The sequence below is a fragment of the Bradyrhizobium sp. WBOS08 genome, from assembly GCF_024585125.1.
Classification (GTDB): domain Bacteria; phylum Pseudomonadota; class Alphaproteobacteria; order Rhizobiales; family Xanthobacteraceae; genus Bradyrhizobium; species Bradyrhizobium japonicum_B.
In genome coordinates this window covers 2,899,026-2,919,842 of record NZ_CP028988.1, presented here as the reverse complement: position 1 = coordinate 2,919,842, position 20,817 = coordinate 2,899,026, and the positions used below count along the sequence as shown (strand labels likewise).

Here is a 20,817-nt window from a genome sequence, read left to right as displayed (position 1 = left end):
GCCGCGAGGAGCGCGGGCCGTTACAGCATTATATGAGCAGGAAACTCAACCGGCGCAACGTGCGTCAGTTCCCCGCACTGCATTACGTTTCGGCAATATGACCGCTACGCATCGGGCGCGAGTAGTGCGCCAGGCCTTCAGGTATCGTCCCTGCGTTCGCAAGGGACGACCGCGACTCACGGAATCTCGTACACCACTATCTTGTCGGCGATGCCGCGCAGCGCCGCCTGTTTCTGGATCGGCTTGATCGCGCGCTGCTCCAGCACTTCCGCGACCGCGGGCGCGTCGAGCACCGGGCCGGTGATGTGGATTTCCTGCGCTGTCGACAGGCTCTGCACGCGGGCGGCGATGTTGACGGTCTGGCCGAAATAATCCTGCCGCTCATTGAGCATCACCGCGAGGCAAGGACCCTCATGGATGCCGATCTTGACGATGAGATCGTCGGTGCCGCGCTGCTTGTTGAGCTCGTCCATGGCCGCGCGCATCCGCAAGCCCGCGACGATGGCGTGCTCGGGACGGACGAAGGTCGCCATCACGGCATCGCCGATGGTCTTCACCACCGCGCCCTTCTCGGAGGAGATGATCCCGAGCAGCGCATGGAAATGCGCGCGCACGAGGTCGAAGGCGGCGAGATCGCCGACCCGTTCATAAAGCGCGGTCGAGCCCTTCAGGTCGGTGAACAGGAAGGTGAGCGAGGTGATCTGGAGTCGCTGATCGAGACTGAGATTGTCCGCCTTGAACACGTCGCGGAAGGTCTGGTTCGACAGCATCCGCTTGGCGGTCAGGAACGGCTTGCGCTTGCCGATGAGATGGTGGAGCGCTTCGGCAGCGATGAACACCGACGGCAGCACGCGCACGCCGGCCTGGTTCTCCAGCGACAGCCGCAGCGGGCCGGGCCGCATGGTCGTGGTCCCGGTCGGGGCCTGCACCTTGTTGTACATGATGGCAAGTTGCTGCCGGTCCTTGGTCGGCTCGCCCTGAACGTCGATGAAATGGGCGGCGTGTGTCACCGGCTCGAAGATGATGACGAAGTCGCTCGGCAGCTGCAGCGACATGGTCGCCTTCTCGCCTGCCGGCAGCTCCATCGTGTCGAGCGTCACCTCGTTGGCAAGCGTTGCGAACGATTCCTTGTTGAAGTCGACGCCGGAGCTCCAGAACACCTGCTTGAAATAGTCCCACACCGGAAGCGTATCGGGGGCGTGCGCCGCGATGCGCCGGACGCGCGGGTTGACGGTGAAGGAGACCTCGACCTGATCGTCGACGGAGGCCTTGTAGCCGCAGGCGCAGAGTGCGCAATGATAGTCGTCGGGCTTGAGCGCCTTCAGTGTCGAATGCGCGCCGAGCACGCCGCCGCATCCCGGGCACAGCACGTTCCAGCCGAGATCGAACAGCCCGAGCCGCGCCGAATGCAGGAAGGCGGAGATCGCGCGCTCCTCATCGAGGCCGTGCTGCGTGGAGAAATCGAGGACGTTGACGCGGTTGAGCTCGTGATCCTCGCCATTCTCGATGAGGCGCACGATCGCGTCGACCACCTTCGGATCGGCGGTCTGCTTCAGAACGGAAAAGTGGGCCTGGATGTCGCTCATGGCGGGACTCTATCTCGGATCGATCACGCCGCCGGCCAGGCAAAGAGCCTGTCACCGGCGCGTGATGCGGAACATGGGGGAATGGTCCGGCTGGGTCGTGACGACGCCGAGCGGGACCACCGGATTTGCGGTATCGGCGAGCTCGACCCGGAAGGCGCCGATCAGCCGGGCCAGCGCCAGCACGGATTCGGCTTGCGCGAACGGCGCGCCGACGCAGACGCGCGGTCCCGCGCCGAACGGCAGGTAGGCGAAGCGGTCGGGTGCCTCGTTCGACAGGAAGCGTTTTGGAATGAACGCGTTCGGCTGATCCCACAGCTTCTCGTGCCGGTGCAGCAGCCAGGGTGCGATCATGATGATGTCGCCCTTGCCGATCTCGATTCCGGCCGCATTGTCCTTGTCGCGCGCGGCGCGCGCGACAAGGAACGCCGGCGGATAGAGCCGCATGGTCTCGTCGATCACCGCCCGGGTGAGCTTTTGCCGGTCGATGTCGGCCATGCTGTCGAGATGCTCGCCTCGCGTCTCGGAGGCGACCTCCTCCTGCGTGTCGGGATCGAGCGCGAGCAGATACAGCGCCCAGAACAGCGCCGTCGCCGTGGTCTCGTGACCGGCGAGGATCATGGTCGCGACCTCGTCGACGAGCTGCTCGTCGGAAAAACCCCTGCCGGTCTCAGGATCGCGCGCCGCGTCCATGAGATCGAACAGGTCCCGCGGTGGCGCGCCGTCCTTCTTGCCGGCCGCACGCCGCTCGGCAATCAGCATGGCGACGAACTCGGTCCAGCGCTTGCGGAAGCGGGCGCGGGCGAAATCCATCGGGCTCGGCCAGGACACCGGCAGCACCATGTCGAGGAGATACGGCCGCCCCAGCCGGGCGGCATATTCCATGATGAAGTTGCGCAGGGTCGCGCCATGCCGGTCCATGCCGAACGAGAACATCGTGCGCCCGGCGATCTCCAGCGTCATGCGCTGCATGATCTCGCGCAGGTCGATGTCTTCCCCCACGCGCGCATCCAGCTTGGCGATGGTCTCGTCGAGCACCGCCGTCATGTGCGGAACGAGGTTCGCGGTGGCGCGCGGCGTGAAGGCCGGCGCGAGGGTGCGGCGCTGGAACGTCCAGGAATGCCCCTCCGCGATCAGGAGCCCGTCCCCCAGCACCGGACGCAGCATGCGGATGCCCGCCGGCGTGCGCGTGTAATTCTCGTAATTGGTCAGCAGGACGTGCCGGATCGCCTCCGGCTGGTTCAGGATGAAACTGTTGCGGAAGAAGAAGCGGCCCTTGATGACGTCTTCCTCATAGGCGGGCTGGCCCCAGGTCGCGATCATGTTGCGCCGGATCACGGCGAGACGGCCGAAGAACGACATGTCGTCGGGCGCACGCGGAGGAGCCGGAGGGATGATGGGCCGACGCACGCTGGCGATATTCATGGCTCTCTCCCGCAGGGGGTACGCAGGCAAACAGCTAGTAAGTCAGCTCGACAATCGCAATCCTGTTCTCCTGGGCGGCCCAGGCCCGCGCCACAATCCGTTCTTCGCCGAATTGAGCCACGATGTTACGTCCAACCTCGCCGGCTGCAAGCCGCAATGTTGCCGCCGAATCGGTCGGCACGCCCGGCTTGACGTCGGCGGGCTCCTTGCCGTCCAGCAGCACCACGTCCCGTGGCCGGCCGAAATAGCCGCGCGGCCGCGACATGATGACGACCGCGCCGGCGTCCTTGTCGGCCGGCCCGAGCGGCCGTGCGGCGCGCAAATGGACGACGTCCGACGAGCGCGGGAAGGGCGAGCGATAGATGTGCGTGATCGGTGCGCCCGGCGACGTCAGAACGAATTCGAGCGGCCAGGACGGCTCGACCTGCGCCGGCCCCCAGCGGCCGTCGGCGCCCGTGGTCGCGCTGTGCACGGCGCCGCTCTTGCGCTCACCGGTATCAGGATCGACGCGGAAGATATCGACGGTTGCGCCCGCCACCGGCCGATTGGTCGGCACGCCGCCGGGCGTGCCGGTGACGAGGCCGCTCAGCCTGACGACCGGCTCTGGCACGATTGCGATGCGCGCGGGTTCCCGGCCGGCGATGAACTTGTAGATCTCGCGGAATGCCCTGGGGTGAAAGGCCACTTCGCGATGGTCGAGCGCACCGAGCACGAGGTTGGTGGCGCCCTTCAGCTCCGGCCCTTCGTTGGTGACGCCGGTCGGCGTGCCGGGCTTGCCGATGAAACGGCCGTCGGCCTGGGCGTATTTGTCCATGCCGTCGCTGCGCAGCGTCAGGAAGGCGACGCCCGGCGTCACCTCGCTCTCGCCCTCGTTGAGCGCACGCAGGAACGCACCGCGGCCGTTGAACTCGCTGTTGGGCTGGTCGTCGGTTGCAAACACGCCGTGGTTGGGCGTGCCGCACAAAACGGCGTGGCTGACGTCGCCGGCACCGCCATTCTTGATCACGTTGCGAATGGCATAGCCGCCGCGCGAGCTGCCGACCAGCGCGACCCGCGCCGCGCCGGTCCGGCGCTTGAGCTCGGCGATGGCAGCCGTGAGCTCGCGGCGCTGGTCCTCGGTCGAGGAGCGGTTCGCCTGCTCGACCTTGTCGTCGGTGCGCGCATTGGGATCGGTGAAATTGATCGCCGCCATGCGCTCGCGCGCGACGCCGTTGGATTCCATCCGCCACAAGGTCGTCATCCAGAGCGCGTCATAGTCGCCATTGCCGTGCACGAACAGGATCGGCGGCACCTCATTGCCCGGCGCGGCAGAAATGGTCTGGGCGATTGCGCCCGTCCCCAAGCTCGCACTTGCGAAGGGCAAGCTGCCGGCCCCCAGCAAGATCATCCGTCGCGACAGCTTCATCTGTTCCTCCCCGGCAAACCGTCTCTTTGCACCGCTTATAGCGGCCTAACCACTGGACAGCGAAGGACTTTCGCAGGCATCAAAGAATTTGCCGGAATTGCCTAAGATCGCCCAGGACCGCTTCTGCCAGCCCATATGGAAGGGGATATGACCGAGCAGCCAAACCGTCAGAAGATGGCCGCCGACGGCATCACCGCGCCGCTGCGCTACACCGTGTTCCGGCGCATCTGGCTCGCCAGCCTGCTCTCCAATCTCGGCCTGCTGATTCAGGGCGTCGGCGCAGCCTGGGCGATGACACAGATGTCGGCATCGGCCGACCAGGTGGCGCTGGTGCAGACCGCCCTGATGCTGCCGATCATGCTGATCTCGATGCCGGCCGGCGCCATCGCCGACATGTATGACCGCCGCATCGTTGCGCTGATCTCATTGTCGATCGCGTTGGTCGGCGCCAGCGCGCTCACCGTGCTGGCCGGATTCAATCTCATCACCCCCGAAACATTGCTGGCCTTCTGCTTCGTGGTCGGCAGCGGCAACGCGTTGTTCGGCCCGGCGTGGCAATCTTCGGTCAACGAACAGGTGCCACCCGACGCGCTGCCTTCGGCCGTCGCGTTGAACGGCATCAGCTACAATATCGCGCGAAGTTTCGGTCCCGCGGTCGGCGGCGTCATCGTCGCCGCGCTTGGCGCGGTTGCGGCGTTCGCCTGCAACGCGATCCTCTATCTTCCGCTGCTGGTGGTGCTGCTGCTCTGGCGCCGCTCGGTCGAACCTTCAAGGCTGCCGCGGGAAAAGCTCAATCGCGCCATGGTCTCGGGCTTCCGCTACATCACCAATTCGCCGCCGATCAAGATCGTGCTGTTGCGCACGCTGGTGATGGGCCTGATTGGCGGCGCCATCATGGCGTTGATGCCGCTGGTCGCGCGCGACCTGCTGCACGGCGGTGCGCAGACCTACGGCATCATGCTCGGTGCCTTCGGCATGGGCGCCGTGATCGGCGCGCTCAACATCCACGAACTGCGCAAGCGCATGAGCGGCGAGGCTGCGATCCGTGCCTGCACCATCTCGATGGCGTTCGCGATGGCCGCGCTGGCCCTGAGCACGGAGCCGGTGCTGACGGCAGCGGCGCTGGTGCTGGCCGGCGCGGTCTGGATGGCCGCGATTGCGCTGTTCAACATCGGCGTGCAGCTCTCGGCGCCGCGCTGGGTCGCCGGCCGCTCGCTCGCTGCGTTCCAGGCCGCGATCGCCGGCGGCATCGCGATCGGCGCCTGGGGCTGGGGTCATCTCACCGACTACGCCGGTGTCGAGGTCGCGCTGCTGACCGCAGCCGGCCTGATGCTGATCTCGCCGCTGCTCGGCATCTGGCTCACGATGCCGCGCGTCGGCGCCCGCAACGAGGATGCGGACATGCTGGCCGATCCCGAGGTGAAGCTGTCGCTGACAGGCCGCAGCGGGCCGCTCGTGGTCGAGATCGAATATCGCGTCGCGCAGGAGAACGCGCGCGCGTTCCACAACGTGATGCAGGACGTGCAGCTCTCACGCCAGCGCAACGGCGCCTATGGCTGGTCGATCGCCCGCGACATCGCCGACCCTGAATTGTGGACGGAGCGCTACCACTGCCCGACCTGGTTCGACTACCTGCGCCAGCGCAACCGCTCGACCCAGTCGGAACGCGCGCTGCATCAGCAAGCGATCGGTTTCCACGTCGGCCCCGAGCCGGTGCGGATCCGCCGCATGCTGGAGCGGCCGTTCGGCTCGGTGCGCTGGCAGGAAGAGACGCCGGATCGCGCCAGCGGCGAGGTGCTGCCGGTGGTGGCGACGGCGGCGGGGAGCAGCACGTAGGTTTTGTCGGTCGGTAGCCCGGATGGAGCGAAGCGCGCTCCGGGGCAGTCTGTCCGTCGCCCCACTTTCCCGGATTCGCTGCGCTTCATCCGGGCTACAAGTGCTGCTACTGCCCGTGGTCGGTCAGCACCTTGTCGCAGCCTTTGCTCAGCCGCGTTCGATTCTGCTTCAGGCAAGCGAGCACGGCGCCGTCGCCGTTGTTCATCACGGCGCGGCAGAAGCGGGTGACGTCGCGCGCGCAGGCATCGTGGCCGGGCTGCTGCTGCGCGGATGCGACCGAGGCGCACAGGAGCAAAGGAATGATGAAAAGAAATCTGGTCATCGCGTGATGCCTCTTACCCGGAAAGATGTGCGGGGGAAGCTAGTGCGACGATCCCGCACCTGCAACGGCTTTATTGCCGGGCGGAAGAGTGCCGCCGCGGAGCCCCGGCATGACGCCGGGGTCCATTGCGGGCGGGGAGCTGACGGGCGCGACGAGCGTTGTCGTCGCGCGTTGTTACTGGCTGTCGTTGTTACTGGCTGTCCTGGGCGTCAGCGACCTTGCGCGAGGCGCCCTTGGCGAGGTTCTTGTCCATCACCGCGCGGCAGCCGGCGCTCAGGTCCGAACGATGCTTGATCATGCAGGCCGTGATCTTCGGGATGTTGGGGATTTCCGACGAGCACAGGCGGAAGGCATCGCCAGTGCACATCTGCTGCGCCTCGGCCGAGAAGGCGAAGCTCGAGCTCGTCGAAGCGATCGAGACGATGGCGGCAATGCCCAGCGCCAGGCTGGCGTCGCGGAGACTGGCAGAGAAGGACTTGGTGCTCGAAGACTTGGTCATTTGAAGCTCCCATTGGCACCGCGCAGAGCGGGCCCGTTGTTGATGGGAACGACGATGCTCCGGCAAAACAGTTTCCACCGTGATGACCGTCACGCGACCCACCTCGACTGTGACGTCGGTCACGTTGGCGCACCGCCCTGAAATTCCTGCACAACCGCCGTCGCGTTGGTGTCACGTTAACTGTTACTTCGCATTAATGGCGTGTCGCGCGGGAAATTCCGCAGGTTTGGTTGCGTAATTGGAAAGAGTAGCGATGCGTAATGCGTTGGGCCTGATGCTGGCCAGTGTAGTTGCGGCGGTCGTGATCGCCGCCGGCGGTTGGTTTTATTATTCCGCGCGCGCCGATCAGGGCGCTCCCAAGACAATTGCTGCCCGTGCCGCCGATCCATTGCCGGCACCGGCAAAGCTCGTCGCCAAAGATGACGTCGAGACCACCGCGACCGTCGCGGCCAAGCCGGCGGCAGCCGCCCCGGCGCCCGCTCCCATGCCGGCGCAGCCGAAGCAGGCCTGCGCCAATCCGAACGCGCTCGGCGTCTCCCGCGTGGTCGAGATCGACACGACCGGCGGCCCAGGCTTCGGCTTCGATCATTTCAAGCAGTTCGACTTCCTCACCGAGAGGGAGGTCGTGCTGACCTTCGACGACGGTCCCTGGCCGGTGAACACGCCCGCGGTGCTGAAGGCGCTGGCGGACGAATGCACCAAGGGCCTGTTCTTCTCGGTCGGCAAGCACGCGACTTACCATCCGGAGATCCTGAAGCAGGTGCTGGCCCAGGGTCACACCGTCGGCACGCACACCTGGTCGCACGTCAATCTCAACGGCAAGAAGATGACAGAGCAGATGGCCAAGGACGAGGTCGAGAAGGGCGTCAGCGCGGTGAAGTTCGCGCTCGGTGCCAACCCGGCTCCGTTCTTCCGCTTCCCGCAGCTTCAGCACAATCCGGCGATCGTGAGCTATTTCGGCACCCGCAACGTCGCGATGTTCTCGACCGACGTCGATTCCTTCGATTTCCGCAAGGGCGCCACGCCGGAGAAGATCATCGAGACGGTGATGACGCGGCTCGACAAGCTCGGCAAGGGCATCATCCTGATGCACGATTTCCAGAAGAACACCGGCATAGCCCTGCCGGCGCTGCTCGCGCGCCTCAAGGCCGGCGGTTACAAGGTCGTGCAGATGAAGGCCAAGACCACGATGCAGACGCTGCCGGAATATGACGAGGCGCTGATGAAGGACATGAAGGTGCCGACGGCAGGCACGAATGCGCGTCCGATCGCGAGTGTCGTGCAGACGATTTCGCAGTAAAGCGCGACCATCACGTCGACAACGCTACGGCCGGGCTTTCGCCCGGCCGTTTTGCGTTGGACGAGAGGCTCACCAATAAATGCCGTGCCGATGCAGCTCGCTGATGATGCGGCGCTCGGTCCAGCTGCGCTTGGGCTTCGGCTTGTCCGCCTTTGCCGTGGTCTTGGTGGCAGGCTTGGCCGTCGTGACCGGCGCGGAGGCCGTCGTGGGTGCGGTCGCGGTCGGAGCGGCCGGCGCAGGGAGCGACACCGCCGGCGGACGATCGGAGTATTTCGGAGCCTCGGTGGCTGGCGCGGCTTCGCTGAGCTGCGTCATCCCCGTGCTCGCCGATGTCGTGGTTTGCGGAGCGGAGGCCTGCTCGCCCGCCGCGGCCAAGGACAGACCGCGGGATCCGCCTGCCTGGGCGGAGGCAGAAGCCAGCAGCATGGCGGCAACCAGAACGATCTTGCGCATGTGAAGTCTCCCCGTGTTTGGTGACGGGGACGATAGGGGAGCCATGTCCGAGATTATGTGATCGCGATCACTCAGCCGAATGAGCCCTGAGGCAGGCTGATGCCCTGCTCAATCGGAGGGGGATCGAGGAAATCTGAGAGCTGGTGCCGCAAGAGGGATTCGAACCCCCGACCCCGTCATTACGAATGACGTGCTCTACCGACTGAGCTATTGCGGCGAACCCTGTCGGGACCCTGGCGATGCCGGCCCCGATACGCGCGCTCCTGATATCGGGCATGGCCCGAATTGGCAAGGACAAGCCGGCTCCGAAACGCGCCTCACGCGCCCCAGCGGGACCAGAATCCGCGCCAGCCCCCGGCCTGGGCCTTCGGTGTGCCGATTTGTTCCGTGAATTCATCGCTTGGACCCTCATCGTCGATCCCGGGATCGTCGGGGGCCCGGACGAGGGGGATCACCGCGGGAATCGGCGCTGGAGCGGGCTTGCCGAGGTCGGCACGTGTCCGGAACACCGGAGTGGCCGCCGGCGGCGATGATTCGGCGGGCTCGGGGGCCGCCTGGACCGGTTCGGCGGGCGTGACCGCCGGCTCGGCCTTCATCGTTTCCTCGATGGTTTCTTTGGCTTCCTTGGTCTCAGGCGGCGTATTGTCCTGGGCGGCGGGCGCCGGAGCCTCCGGCGCGGGCGGTTCCGTCGGGGCTTCACTGACCGGCGCCGTCACGCGCTTCGGTGGCGGCGCCGCCAGCATGGCTTCCTCGAAGGCCGAAGATTCGATCGTTGAGCTCCTGTCCGAGGGCAGGCTGGCGACCGGTGTCTGCCACTGGAACGCATCGAGGCGGCCGGTGACCGGAGAGACCGGGCGCCAAGTGTCGCTGACGTAACCGTCCGCGGTCCAGGCCGGATCAAGGCGGGCGCGCACCGCGCGCAGGGTCCAGGCCCGGGCGCGGCCACTATCGCCATGCTCGGCGCGCTCGATCTCGGCCATCAGCAGCGCGACGCGCTGGGTCGGATCGTTGAGATAGGGCGCGAGCACCTCGCGTGCACGGGCGAATTCGGAGGCGTCGATCGCGGCACGTGCGATCGCGAGCTGACCCTCGACATGGCCGGGCTTGTCGGCCGGCGTCTTCGCGGCGAGGGTCTCGATCCGCTGCAAGCGGTGCCAGGCGGTATCGCCGAGCTTCACATGCGCATAGGCATCGGCAAGATCGGGATGCGGATTGGCGAGCCAGGCGGCTTCCACCAGCTTCATGGCGCGGCGCACCTGATGCGCCTCGCTCTCGAATTTCGCCGCGAGCACCGCGGCTGGCACCAGGGTCGGCGCGAGCTTGACCGCTTCCATCGCGCTCTCGCGCGCGACGTCGCGGTCCATCGTCTCCAGCTCCAGCGCGCGCGCCGTCAGCAGCACGCCGCGCTGCCGGCGATAGGTCTGCTTGTCGATCTGCCCTGCGCGCAGATTCGAGTCGAGGATCGCGAGCGCACCGCTCCAGTCGCCGCGCGCGCAGCGGAAGCCGAGCACCGCGTGCGAGGCCCAGGTCGAGGACGGCGACAGCTTGATCGCTTCCTCCGCGATCATCACCGCGCCGACCGCATCGTCGGCGCGCTGCGCCTCGATGAACAGGCCGCGCAGGCCGAGCAGGCGCGTGTCCTCGCGTTCGGCCATGACGCGGAAAACGCGCTGCGCCTCCTCGCGATTGCCTTCGAGCTGCGCCGACTGCGCGTGCAGCAGCAGCGCGAGCGGATCGTTCGGTGCATGCCGCCGCGCCGCTTCGGCGTGACGTCGGGCGAGCGCGGTATCGCCATGGCCGATCGCGAGCAGGCCGTGAGTGATGGCGTGGCGGCCCTTGGCGTGGCGCTTGTCGAGGCGGCGGCGGCGCAGGCGCTTCGGCGTGCGCCAGACCATCGTCAGGATGCTCCAGACCAGCACGACAGCCGCGGCAAATAGGCCGAGCAGGAACACGAATCTGGGAAGCGTCGTCGAGATCCGGAAACTACCTGCGGTCAGGACGAGATCGCCGGGCTGGTCGGCAACCCAGGCCGCGCCGGCCGCCGCCAGCGCGATCAGGACGAGAAAGAGGACGATGCGAAGCATGACGATCCCTATTACGCGCCGATTGTTGCGCGAATCTTATTGAGCAGGCTTGGCCGGATCAGATTTGGCGAGATCCGCCATCGCATCGTCGGCGAACTTGCGGGACGCGGCGAGCGCAGCGTCGCGGGCATCGGCCTTGTCGAGCCAGGCCTGCGCCGCAGCGCGATCGGCCTCCGGCAGCGACTTCAGCTCGCGCCGTGCCTCCCCGAAGTCGTTGCGCAGCGCCGCTGCCGTCACCCGCGCGACGATCGCGCCGCGGTCGTTGCCCACGCCGTCGGTGCGCTCGATGCGGACGAGTTTTGAGGCTCCGGCCTGAAGACGCTCGACGATGCCGGCACTCGCGGCCGGGGCTTCCGCCGGCGGCGACAGCTTCGGCACGATGGTGAGCAGCTCGCGGCTCAGCGCGACCGGCGTTGGGATGCCCGACGACGCGAACGTGTCGAGCGGCTTCAGCGTGTCGGGCTTGGCTGCCAGCGACCGCGCCGCGGCCAGTTGCTGCTGATAGGGATCGCCATGGCGAACAGCGACGTCGAGCAAAGCCGCCGCCACCACGCTACGCAGCGGCTTGTCGTCCTTCGTGGCATCGGCGATCTTCTCGCCCTGTTGCGCGAGCTCCGCCCGTTCGGCCCTGCTGGCGCGCTCGAGCTGCGCGATGCGTTCGTTGAGCGCGGAAAGATCGGGCGCGGCAGCACCTGGCGCCGACTTCACGTCGTTCAATGCGCTCGCCGTCTTGTCGGCCTGCGTACGCAGATTGGCGACGTCGCTCCGCAAACTCCCGATCGATTTGTCGATCGCGTCGATCCGCGCCGCCATGGCCGGATCGGTCGCGGGCCTGCCGGCCTTGGCCTCGACCGCGCTGACGCGACCGCTCAGCGCATCGACCGTCGCGCTCGTGACTTGCGGCGCGGCGGGCGGGGCCTGCACCGCCGGCCAGCCCAGCATCCAGCCGACCGCGATCACGATTGCCGCCGCGGCAGCCCCGGAGAACGGCGCAATGACCCAGGGCGAAATCGACGGCGCCGGAGCCTGGGCTTCGATGCGCTCCGGCTCTGCGTCAACCTGGTCGGATTCTGCCTGTTCAGGCGCGGCGTGCTCCGGCGCCGGTGGGGCCTCGGGCTCGGCCGCCGTCTCCTGCGGCTGGGTCGCGACTTCGGTGGCTTCGAGATCAATGGTGGGCGGAGTGCGCTTGGCACGACCGCTGTCGGGCGCCAATCCTGCGTCTTCAGGCTTGTCGTCGGCCATCGTGACGGTTCCTCACACTTCCATATCAAGGTGAACTAGATTGCGTCGGATTCGGCCCGACCTCTTACGCCAAACGGGTCTGCAAAGCACGCTCCAAGGTGGCAAATAAGGCATTTTCGTCCGGTGTCGCGGCAACCAGAACCTGCGACGCGCCGGCCTCGCGCAGCGCGCCCGCGACCGCCTCGGACAGACAGCATTGCGGTATCGCCAGCGCCGAGATTTCGACGCCCTCGTCCCGCGCCGCATCCAGGAACGCCCGGGCGCTGCGCCGGGAGTAGTGCAGCACCGCCTCGACCCCGTGCGCGGCAAAGCCCTCGCAGACCTCGCGCGGCAGATGCTTGACCGGCGTCATCCGATAGGTGGTCTGCGTGACCACGGAGAAACCCTCCGCATCGAGCTCACCGCCGAGGTCGCGCGACAGATCCGCGCCCGCGAGATACAGCAGCGTGCTCTTTTTCTTCAGCACCTTGTCGCGCGCGCTCTGCATCACCTTGTCGCGCAAGGACGCGGCATCGCCGCCGGCGACGATCACCCGGGCAAAGCCGGCATCGCGCGCAGCAGTGGCCGTATGCTCGCCGACCGCAAACAACGGCAGCTCCAGCAGGCCATGGTCGCGCAATTGCGGCGCGATGGCACGGATCGCGTTGGCCGACGTGACGAGGACGGCGCCGTAGGGAGCTTCACCTTTGTCATGGAAGGCGACCGGCTCGAACTTGAGCGCCGGCGCAAGCAGCACCGCATGCCCCCGCGCGCGCAGACTTGCCGCGGTCGCTTCATTGTCGGGATGCGGCCGTGTAACAAGAATGGACATCGCTGCTGTTCCCGAACCAATTGGCGGTGACGCACGACCCGGACGGCTTGCTTCGTGACGATTGCGCAATCTGGTCCCGGAATGCTACCGGACGTACCAGAACTCTGCTTTATGGATGAGCGCAAGGGCGCAAATTGGATAACAATTCGCCAATGCTGGTGCTGGGCATCGAAACCACCTGCGACGAGACCGCCGCGGCGGTGATCGAACGCGCCTCTGACGGCAGCGGCAGGATCCTGTCCAACATCGTCCGGTCGCAGATCGAGGAGCACGCCCGCTTCGGCGGCGTGGTGCCGGAGATCGCCGCCCGCGCCCATGTCGACCTGCTCGACGGCATCGTCGATCGCGCCATGCGCGAGGCCGGCATCGGCTTCGGCGAGCTCGGCGGCGTCGCGGCCGCCGCGGGGCCGGGCCTGATCGGCGGCGTCATCGTCGGCCTCACCACCGCGAAGGCGATCGCGATGGTGCACGACACGCCGCTGGTCGCAGTGAACCATCTGGAGGCGCATGCGCTGACGCCGCGCCTCACCGATGGCATCGCGTTTCCCTATTGCCTGTTTCTCGCCTCCGGCGGCCACACCCAGATCGTCGCCGTCACCGGCGTCGGCCAATATGTGCGGCTCGGCACCACCGTCGACGACGCGATCGGCGAGGCCTTCGACAAGGTCGCGAAGATGCTGGGCTTGCCCTATCCCGGCGGCCCGCAGGTCGAGCGCGCGGCGGCGAGCGGCGATGCCACGCGCTTTGCGTTCCCGCGGCCGATGCAAGGCAGACCCGATGCGAACTTCTCGCTGTCGGGCTTGAAAACGGCGGTGCGCACCGAAGCGAGCCGGTTGCCCGAGATCACGCCGCAGGACATCGGCGATCTCTGCGCGAGCTTTCAGGCTGCGGTGCTCGAATCGACGGCCGACCGGTTGAACGTTGGCTTGAGACTGTTCCGCGAGAAATTCGGCGCGCCCTGCGCGCTCGTGGCCGCCGGCGGCGTCGCCGCCAATCAGGCGATCCGCGGCGCCCTCGACGAGGTCGCACGGCAAGCCGGGACGCAATTGATCATGCCGCCCCCCGCGCTCTGTACCGACAACGGCGCGATGATCGCCTGGGCCGGCGCCGAGCGCCTCGCGCTCGGCATGACCGACACGATGGACGCGCAGCCGCGGGCGCGCTGGCTGCTCGACGCCAACGCGACGGCGCCGGCAGGCTACGGCAAGACGCGGGCGGGATACTAGAATGACCGCGCTCCAATCCGTCGCGGTGATCGGCGCGGGCGCCTGGGGCACGGCGCTGGCGACCGTGGCCGCACGGGCCGGGCGCGCCGTGACGCTGTGGGCGCGCAATGCCGAACATGCCGCGCGGATCGCATCGACCCGCGACAATCCGCGGCTGCCCGGCGTGCGCATCGCTCCTGAGATCTTGGTCACGAGCGACCTGACGCTCGCTGCGCGCGCCGACATGCTGCTGATCGCGACGCCGGCGCAGCATCTGCGCGGCGCGGTCAACATGCTGGCCTCGCATCTGACAAGGCCCGCGCCGATCGTGGCGTGCGCCAAGGGCATCGAGCACGGCACCCATAAATTCATGACCGACGTGATTGCGGAAGCCGCCCCCAGCGCGCAGCCGGCGATCCTGTCGGGACCGAGCTTCGCCGACGACGTCGCGCGGGGCCTGCCGACCGCGGTGACGCTGGCGGCCGGCGATGAGCGGCTGGCGAGCGCGCTGGTGCAGGCACTGGGCTCGCCGACATTCCGCCCCTATCACTCCACCGACATCCGCGGCGTCGAGATCGGCGGCGCCGCCAAGAACGTGCTGGCGATCGCAGTCGGCATCGCGGTCGGGCGCAAGCTCGGCGCCTCCGCCCAGGCCGCGCTGACGACGCGCGGCTTTGCCGAGCTGACCCGCCTCGGCCGCGCGCTCGGGGCACGCAGCGAGACGCTCGCGGGACTCTCCGGTCTCGGCGACCTCATCCTGACCTGCGCGAGCCCGCAATCGCGCAACTTCGCGCTGGGGCTCGCGCTCGGACGCGGCGAGCCGTCGCCCGCCGGCAAGCTCGCCGAGGGCGAGTTCACCGCGCCGGTCTTGATCGAGCTCGCAGCTTCGCGAAACATCGAAATGCCGGTCTCGGAAGCGGTCGCGTCGATCCTGAGCGGCCGGAGCACGATCGACGCGGCGATTTCGGGGCTGCTGACGCGCCCCTTCAAGTCTGAGGAATGAACATGGCGTACTGGCTGGTGAAATCCGAACCGTCGGTGTGGTCCTGGGACCAGCAGGTGGCGAAGGGCGCCAAGGGCGAGGCTTGGACCGGCGTACGCAATTACACCGCGCGCCAGAACCTCGTCGCCATGAAGAAGGGCGACAAGGCGTTCTATTATCATTCGAACGAGGGCAAGGAGATCGTCGGCATCGCGGAGGTCATCAAGGAGGCCTATCCCGATCCGACCGACAAGACCGGCAAATTCGTCTGCGTCGACATCAAGGCCGACAAGCCCTTGAAGAATCCGGTGACGATGGCCGCGATCAAGGCCGAGAAGAAGCTTGCGGACATGGCACTGGTGAAATATTCGCGCCTCTCGGTGCAGCCGGTGACGGCGGAGGAGTGGAAGCTCGTCTGCAAGATGGGCGGGGTTTAGTCGCCGCACGTATAGCTCTCGTAGGGTGTGCAAAGGCGCACTCCGCGCCGTGCCCACGAATTCTCTCGATATTGGTTAGAAATGGTGGGCACGCTTCGCTTTGCCCATTCTACGGCACCGGCGTTACACCGCCGCGGTCGCCACCACTTGCGCCAGCAGCTGCTCGCGCCGCGCCTGGGAGCGCTGGCCCTTCATGGTCGCGGCAAAGCGTTCGAGGATGCCCTCCTCGAAGGCGGTGACGATAGTGTCGTGGACGTAGCTCTTGCGGCAGATCGCCGGCGTGTTGGAGAGCTTGTCGGCGGCGGCGCGGATCGCGTCCAGCACCTGCTTGTTGCGGCCGCGCTGGCTGGTCGCCGGCGTGATGCGTGACAAGGATTCGACGACCACGGCAGAGGCCATCAGCGTGCGAAAATCCTTGAGCGAGATCTTGATGCCGGCGATCTCGCGCAGGAACGCATTCACCTGCGTGGTGCTGACCGCGCGCACGATGCCGTTGGCGTCGCGATACTGGAACATGCGTTTGCCGGGGACGCCCTGCAAGATGCCGATGGCGCGCACCAGCTTGGCCGCGTCGCATTCCTTGCGCACCGCCTTGCCGCCCTTCGCTTTGAAGGTCAGCACGAAGCAATCGTCTTCCAGCGTGACGTTGGACTTCAGCAGCGTGGTGGCGCCGCGGGTGCCGTTGAGGCGGGCGTAGGATTCGTTGCCGGGGCGGATCGCGGTGCGCGCGATCAGCTCGATCACGGCCGAGAGCGCGAACTCGCGCGTCGGCGCGTCGCCCGACAGGAACGCCGAGACCTTGCGCCGGATCTTGGGCAGCGCGCCGACGAGCTTTTCCAGGCGATGCGCCTTGCGATGCTCGCGGACCTTCTCCCAATCGGCGTGATAGCGATATTGCAGCCGGCCCGCGGCATCACGGCCCACGGCCTGAAGATGCGAACTCGGATCGGCCGAGTAGCGCACCTCGCGATAGGCCGGCGGCACCGCCATGGCGTGCAGCCGACGGATGGTGCGGGCGTCGCGGATGTGGGCGCCGTTGGGACGGACGAAGGAATAGCCCTTGCCGCGCCTGATGCGGCGAATGGTCAGCTCGTTCTGGTCGCCGAGCCGAAGGCCGAGCTCCTTGGCAAGCGCTTCGACCGTCGCTGGCGCCGCGTCAAAGGTCTTTTTGGGGCTGGGACGCCTGAAAGGGGCCGATTTGGGCCATTGTCCGAGGGCCTTGGCCAGCGCAATGGCCGCAGGATCGGCTGAAGCGGGCCGTATCGTCCCGAGATTCTGCTGATCCATCATAGTCTTATGCCTTAGCCCTGTCTGTTATCGGTCAATGCCGCAATTCTGATTTTTGTTCCGAAGGGTCTCTTCGAACCCGGGTTGGCCATTTAGGGTGTTCCGAACCGCATTGCGAGTCCCGAATCGGTGACAGGAGGTTGCCAAATACCGGCTGCGTCGCATGGGCGCTCTGCACCGGCCCATTCCTTAGGGTCGGGTCAAAGCCTGAACGCCGCCCGTGGGGCCTGTTTCAGATCTGCGACAGCTACCGCAGGTGGGCTTGATCCTCCGCATGGCGGGCAGCCCGCCGAAGGTACAGCTTGTGCTCCTTGTCGGGTCCGGTTAGCCCGACGCATAATCAGTCAATGATCAAGTCGGCTCGCCGGTCGCTAGCGTTCGGCCTGCCGTATGTGGAGGGAAAGCATGTCCGAGAAGATCTACGACGTCCCTGCGGAGTGGGCAAAGCGCGCCTGGGTCGATCAGGCCAAGTACAAGGAGATGTACGCTCGCTCGATCTCGGACCCGAACGGTTTCTGGGCGGAGCAGGCCAAGCGCATCGACTGGATGCACGCACCGACGAAGATCGAGAACGTCTCGTTCGCACCCGGTAACATCTCGATCAAGTGGTTCGAGGACGGCATCCTCAACGTCGCCCACAATTGCATCGACCGGCATCTCGCCAAGCGCGGCAACCAGACCGCGATCATCTGGGAAGGCGACGATCCCTCGCAGTCCAAGCACATCACCTACCAGGAGCTGCATGACGAGGTCTGCCGGATGGCCAACATCCTGCGCACCCGCAATGTCGGGAAAGGCGACCGCGTCACCATCTACCTGCCGATGATTCCGGAAGCGGCCTATGCGATGCTCGCCTGCGCGCGCATCGGTGCGATCCACTCCGTGGTGTTCGCGGGCTTCTCGCCGGACAGCCTCGCCCAGCGCATCAACGACTGCAAATCCAAGGTCATCATCACCGCGGACGAAGGCCTGCGCGGCGGCAAGAAGGTGCCGCTGAAGGCCAATGTCGACGCAGCGCTCGCCAAGGCCGACGGCGTCGACTGGGTCGTCGTGGTCAAGCGCACCGGCGGCAAGATCGACATGAATCCGACGCGCGACCTCTGGTATCACGAGGCGGCGGCCATGGTGACGACGGAATGCCCGGTCGAGCACATGCACGCCGAGGACCCGCTGTTCATCCTCTACACGTCGGGCTCTACCGGCCAGCCCAAGGGTGTGCTGCACACCTCCGCCGGCTATCTCGTGTTCGCCTCGATGACGCATCAATACGTCTTCGACTATCACGAGGGCGACATCTACTGGTGCACCGCGGATGTCGGCTGGGTCACCGGCCACAGCTACATCCTCTACGGGCCGCTCGCGAACGGCGCGACCACGCTGATGTTCGAAGGCGTGCCGAATTACCCGGACAATTCGAGATTCTGGAACGTCATCGACAAGCACAAGGTCAACATCTTCTACACCGCGCCGACCGCGATCCGCGCGCTGATGCAGTCGGGCGACGAGCCGGTGAAGAAGACCTCGCGCGCGAGCCTGCGCCTGCTCGGCTCGGTCGGCGAGCCCATCAATCCGGAAGCATGGGAATGGTATCACCGCGTCGTCGGCGACGACCGCTGCCCGATCGTCGACACCTGGTGGCAGACCGAGACGGGCGGCATCCTGATCACGCCGCTGCCGGGCGCGACCAAGCTCAAGCCCGGCTCGGCGACCCAGCCGTTCTTTGGCGTGGTGCCGGAGATCGTCGATGCCGACGGCAAGGTGCTGGAGGGCGAAACCTCGGGCAATCTCTGCCTCACCCGCTCGTGGCCGGGCCAGATGCGCACCGTCTACGGCGACCATGCCCGCTTCGAGCAGACCTATTTCTCGACCTACAAGGGCAAGTACTTCACCGGCGACGGCTGCCGCCGCGACGCCGACGGCTATTACTGGATCACCGGTCGCGTCGACGACGTCATCAACGTCTCCGGACATCGCATGGGCACCGCGGAAGTCGAGAGCGCGCTGGTGGCGCATGAGAAGGTCTCGGAGGCCGCGGTGGTCGGCTTCCCGCACGACATCAAGGGCCAGGGCATCTACGCCTATGTCACCCTGATGGCCGGCATCGAGCCGACCGAGGATCTGCGCAAGGAGCTCGTCACTTGGGTGCGCAAGGAGATCGGCCCGATCGCCTCGCCCGACCAGATCCAGTTCGCGCCGGGCCTGCCCAAGACCCGCTCCGGCAAGATCATGCGCCGCATCCTGCGCAAGATCGCCGAGGACGAGCCGGGCAGCCTGGGCGACACCTCGACCCTGGCCGATCCCGCCGTGGTCGACGACCTCGTCAAGAACCGGCAGAACCGGAAGCCGGCGTAAGGCAGGCCCGTGCCTCGGACGCAGCGCAGCGCCTCTTTGGCGGTGCGCTGCAGAGCGGGGGTCCATCTATCCATCCAAACGTGAAGAACTGGGTCCCGGCTCTGCGCTCCGCTTCGCTGCGCTTGTCCGGGACACGAGAGCGGGTGTTGAGCTCGCCTCCAACCAACAGCCGTTCACAGCCCTCACGCGCTTGTCAGCGCGCAGCGCATATTTCCCGCCGAGTGTTGTTTTCAGGTCATTTACTTTATTTCGAACATTTCCTTTGTTTCCCCTGCTGACGACCCTTGGCGGCCGCGCGTGGAAACCATCCGGTTAACGGGCGCGATCAAGAATGTCCGGGTCCGCAGCTATTTCCGGGTTCTGCGTCATTTTGGACGATTCGTTTGGGGCAAGGGGAAGCATCGATGTCGATGAGGATTGCGGCGGCGCTGGCTGCCACCATCGGGGCTGGGGTTTTGATGTCGACGGCGGCGCAGGCGCGGCCGGAGCTGGTTGGGACGCACCTGGCCGATTATTCGCCGGGCACCATCGTGGTCAAAACCAGCGAGCGGCGGCTCTATCTCATTCTCGATAACGGCCACGCCGTGCGCTATCCGGTCGGCGTCGGCAAGTCCGGCAAGCAATGGGCCGGCACCACTCGCATCGACGGCAAGTATCGCAACCCGGCCTGGGCGCCGCCGGCCGAGGTCAAGCGCGACAAGCCCAACATTCCCGACATGATTCCCGGTGGCTCGCCGCGTAACCCGATGGGCGTCGCGGCGATGACGCTGGCCGGCGGCGAATACGCCATCCACGGCACCAACGTGCCGGGCTCGATCGGCGGCTTCGTCTCCTATGGCTGCATCCGCATGCTCAACGACGACATCTCCGATCTCTATGGACGCGTCTCCGTCGGCACGACGGTGGTCGTGACACGCTGATCCCGCAATCGGCCGCGACAACAACGAGCCGCGTCTTCGGACGCGGCTTTTTTGTTACCAGAATCGCCAGCCGCGTGCGCACCAGCCGTCGCGATGGCCGCCGTTGTAGCTGCGCACGAAGCCGCCGGCGAGCAACGCCGCGGAAACGTTCGCAGTCCGCCGCGTCGCGACGTCGGCGAGCACGCGGCCATATTTGTCCTGGCCGAGATTGAAGATCGTAACGCCGCCCTGGCCGAGCAGATTGCGCAACGCATCGCTCGCGGCCTCGGCCTTGTCGAGTTCGGCCTGGCAGGATGCCTTGATCTCGGGTGCATCGATGCCGCGCAGGCGAACGCGCGCTACGAGATCGCGGCCGTTGGGCTGGTGCACACGCGCAAGGAAAGTATCGCCGTCCACGGTCCTGACAACATCGACCGGCTGACGCAGATCGGAATTGCTGGAGTGCTGCAGGATGATCTCAGCATCGCGCGTCTGCCCATCATCCGCATGTGGAATCGGCCACGTCGTTCCATGACGGTAGCCCAGCACGATCGCCGTCACGATGCCGACGACGAACATCCACGGCAGCAAACCGGAGAAGCGGCGGCCCAACGGCGAGCCGCTGTAAGAGGGTCGGTAGGAATGGTTGGGATCGAAGCGCGACATCCCGCGCACGCTAGGACTGAGTCGGCTGA

At 66.5% G+C, this 20,817-nt stretch carries 18 protein-coding genes and 1 tRNA gene; 7 read left to right on the top strand and 12 right to left on the bottom strand.

The window, feature by feature from the left end:
* Positions 1-176 precede the first annotated feature (176 nt).
* The 3 genes from DCM80_RS13870 to DCM80_RS13860 are packed head-to-tail and all read right to left on the bottom strand — an operon-like array spanning position 177 to position 4,413.
* Positions 177-1,586, bottom strand: a complete 1,410-nt coding sequence (locus DCM80_RS13870) for an adenylate/guanylate cyclase domain-containing protein (RefSeq protein ID WP_257197462.1) — start codon at positions 1,584-1,586, stop codon at positions 177-179.
* A gap of 51 nt (positions 1,587-1,637) precedes the next feature.
* On the bottom strand, positions 1,638-3,008 hold the full coding sequence (locus DCM80_RS13865; RefSeq protein WP_257197461.1) for a cytochrome P450: 1,371 nt from the start codon (positions 3,006-3,008) through the stop codon (positions 1,638-1,640).
* A 34-nt stretch (positions 3,009-3,042) separates the two neighbouring features.
* Positions 3,043-4,413 carry a hydrolase gene (locus DCM80_RS13860; RefSeq protein ID WP_257197460.1) on the bottom strand — a complete coding sequence of 457 codons (1,371 nt, stop codon included), beginning with the start codon at positions 4,411-4,413 and terminating at the stop codon, positions 3,043-3,045.
* Positions 4,414-4,560: 147 nt separating this feature from the next.
* Here DCM80_RS13860 and DCM80_RS13855 point away from each other — a divergent pair, with 147 nt between their 5' ends.
* Positions 4,561-6,249 carry an MFS transporter gene (locus DCM80_RS13855; protein WP_257197459.1) on the top strand — a complete coding sequence of 563 codons (1,689 nt, stop codon included), beginning with the start codon at positions 4,561-4,563 and terminating at the stop codon, positions 6,247-6,249.
* Between the two features lie 106 nt (positions 6,250-6,355).
* Here the strand turns inward: DCM80_RS13855 and DCM80_RS13850 are convergent, their stop codons facing one another.
* Both DCM80_RS13850 and DCM80_RS13845 read right to left on the bottom strand, forming a co-directional pair.
* Positions 6,356-6,571 carry a cysteine rich repeat-containing protein gene (locus DCM80_RS13850; protein ID WP_257179193.1) on the bottom strand — a complete coding sequence of 72 codons (216 nt, stop codon included), beginning with the start codon at positions 6,569-6,571 and terminating at the stop codon, positions 6,356-6,358.
* Between the two features lie 190 nt (positions 6,572-6,761).
* On the bottom strand, positions 6,762-7,070 hold the full coding sequence (locus DCM80_RS13845) for a hypothetical protein (protein WP_257179192.1): 309 nt from the start codon (positions 7,068-7,070) through the stop codon (positions 6,762-6,764).
* 253 nt (positions 7,071-7,323) lie between these two features.
* On the opposite strand from DCM80_RS13845, the gene DCM80_RS13840 reads away from it, so the two are divergent.
* Positions 7,324-8,370: a polysaccharide deacetylase family protein gene (locus DCM80_RS13840; protein ID WP_257197458.1), complete on the top strand. Its 1,047-nt coding sequence runs from the start codon at positions 7,324-7,326 to the stop codon at positions 8,368-8,370.
* A 69-nt stretch (positions 8,371-8,439) separates the two neighbouring features.
* Here the strand turns inward: DCM80_RS13840 and DCM80_RS13835 are convergent, their stop codons facing one another.
* The 5 genes from DCM80_RS13835 to DCM80_RS13815 form a co-directional block, all read right to left on the bottom strand.
* Positions 8,440-8,823, bottom strand: a complete 384-nt coding sequence (locus DCM80_RS13835) for a hypothetical protein (RefSeq protein WP_257197457.1) — start codon at positions 8,821-8,823, stop codon at positions 8,440-8,442.
* A gap of 141 nt (positions 8,824-8,964) precedes the next feature.
* Positions 8,965-9,040, bottom strand: a tRNA-Thr gene (locus DCM80_RS13830).
* Between the two features lie 100 nt (positions 9,041-9,140).
* A complete protein-coding gene (locus tag DCM80_RS13825) occupies positions 9,141-10,907 on the bottom strand; it encodes a heme biosynthesis protein HemY (RefSeq protein ID WP_257197455.1) in 1,767 nt (588 codons plus the stop codon).
* A 36-nt stretch (positions 10,908-10,943) separates the two neighbouring features.
* A complete protein-coding gene (locus DCM80_RS13820) occupies positions 10,944-12,149 on the bottom strand; it encodes a COG4223 family protein (protein ID WP_257197454.1) in 1,206 nt (401 codons plus the stop codon).
* A gap of 64 nt (positions 12,150-12,213) precedes the next feature.
* Positions 12,214-12,960, bottom strand: a complete 747-nt coding sequence (locus DCM80_RS13815) for a uroporphyrinogen-III synthase (protein WP_257197941.1) — start codon at positions 12,958-12,960, stop codon at positions 12,214-12,216.
* A gap of 158 nt (positions 12,961-13,118) precedes the next feature.
* Between DCM80_RS13815 and tsaD the strand changes: the two genes are divergently transcribed.
* Genes tsaD through DCM80_RS13800 form a run of 3 tightly spaced genes read left to right on the top strand, consistent with a single transcriptional unit; the run spans position 13,119 to position 15,584 of the window.
* The gene (gene tsaD / locus DCM80_RS13810) at positions 13,119-14,186 is read left to right on the top strand and encodes a tRNA (adenosine(37)-N6)-threonylcarbamoyltransferase complex transferase subunit TsaD (protein WP_257197940.1); all 1,068 of its coding nucleotides are present in this window, start codon (positions 13,119-13,121) and stop codon (positions 14,184-14,186) included.
* 1 nt (position 14,187) lies between these two features.
* A complete protein-coding gene (locus DCM80_RS13805; protein ID WP_257197453.1) occupies positions 14,188-15,168 on the top strand; it encodes an NAD(P)H-dependent glycerol-3-phosphate dehydrogenase in 981 nt (326 codons plus the stop codon).
* Positions 15,169-15,170: 2 nt separating this feature from the next.
* On the top strand, positions 15,171-15,584 hold the full coding sequence (locus DCM80_RS13800; RefSeq protein ID WP_257197452.1) for an EVE domain-containing protein: 414 nt from the start codon (positions 15,171-15,173) through the stop codon (positions 15,582-15,584).
* A gap of 123 nt (positions 15,585-15,707) precedes the next feature.
* On the opposite strand, the gene DCM80_RS13795 is transcribed toward DCM80_RS13800, so the two are convergent.
* A complete protein-coding gene (locus DCM80_RS13795; protein WP_257197451.1) occupies positions 15,708-16,874 on the bottom strand; it encodes a DNA topoisomerase IB in 1,167 nt (388 codons plus the stop codon).
* Between the two features lie 402 nt (positions 16,875-17,276).
* On the opposite strand from DCM80_RS13795, the gene acs reads away from it, so the two are divergent.
* Positions 17,277-19,223, top strand: a complete 1,947-nt coding sequence (acs, locus tag DCM80_RS13790; protein ID WP_257197450.1) for an acetate--CoA ligase — start codon at positions 17,277-17,279, stop codon at positions 19,221-19,223.
* Between the two features lie 404 nt (positions 19,224-19,627).
* Positions 19,628-20,143: a L,D-transpeptidase gene (locus tag DCM80_RS13785; RefSeq protein WP_257197449.1), complete on the top strand. Its 516-nt coding sequence runs from the start codon at positions 19,628-19,630 to the stop codon at positions 20,141-20,143.
* A gap of 54 nt (positions 20,144-20,197) precedes the next feature.
* Here the strand turns inward: DCM80_RS13785 and DCM80_RS13780 are convergent, their stop codons facing one another.
* The gene (locus DCM80_RS13780) at positions 20,198-20,788 is read right to left on the bottom strand and encodes a thermonuclease family protein (RefSeq protein WP_257197448.1); all 591 of its coding nucleotides are present in this window, start codon (positions 20,786-20,788) and stop codon (positions 20,198-20,200) included.
* Positions 20,789-20,817 lie beyond the last annotated feature (29 nt).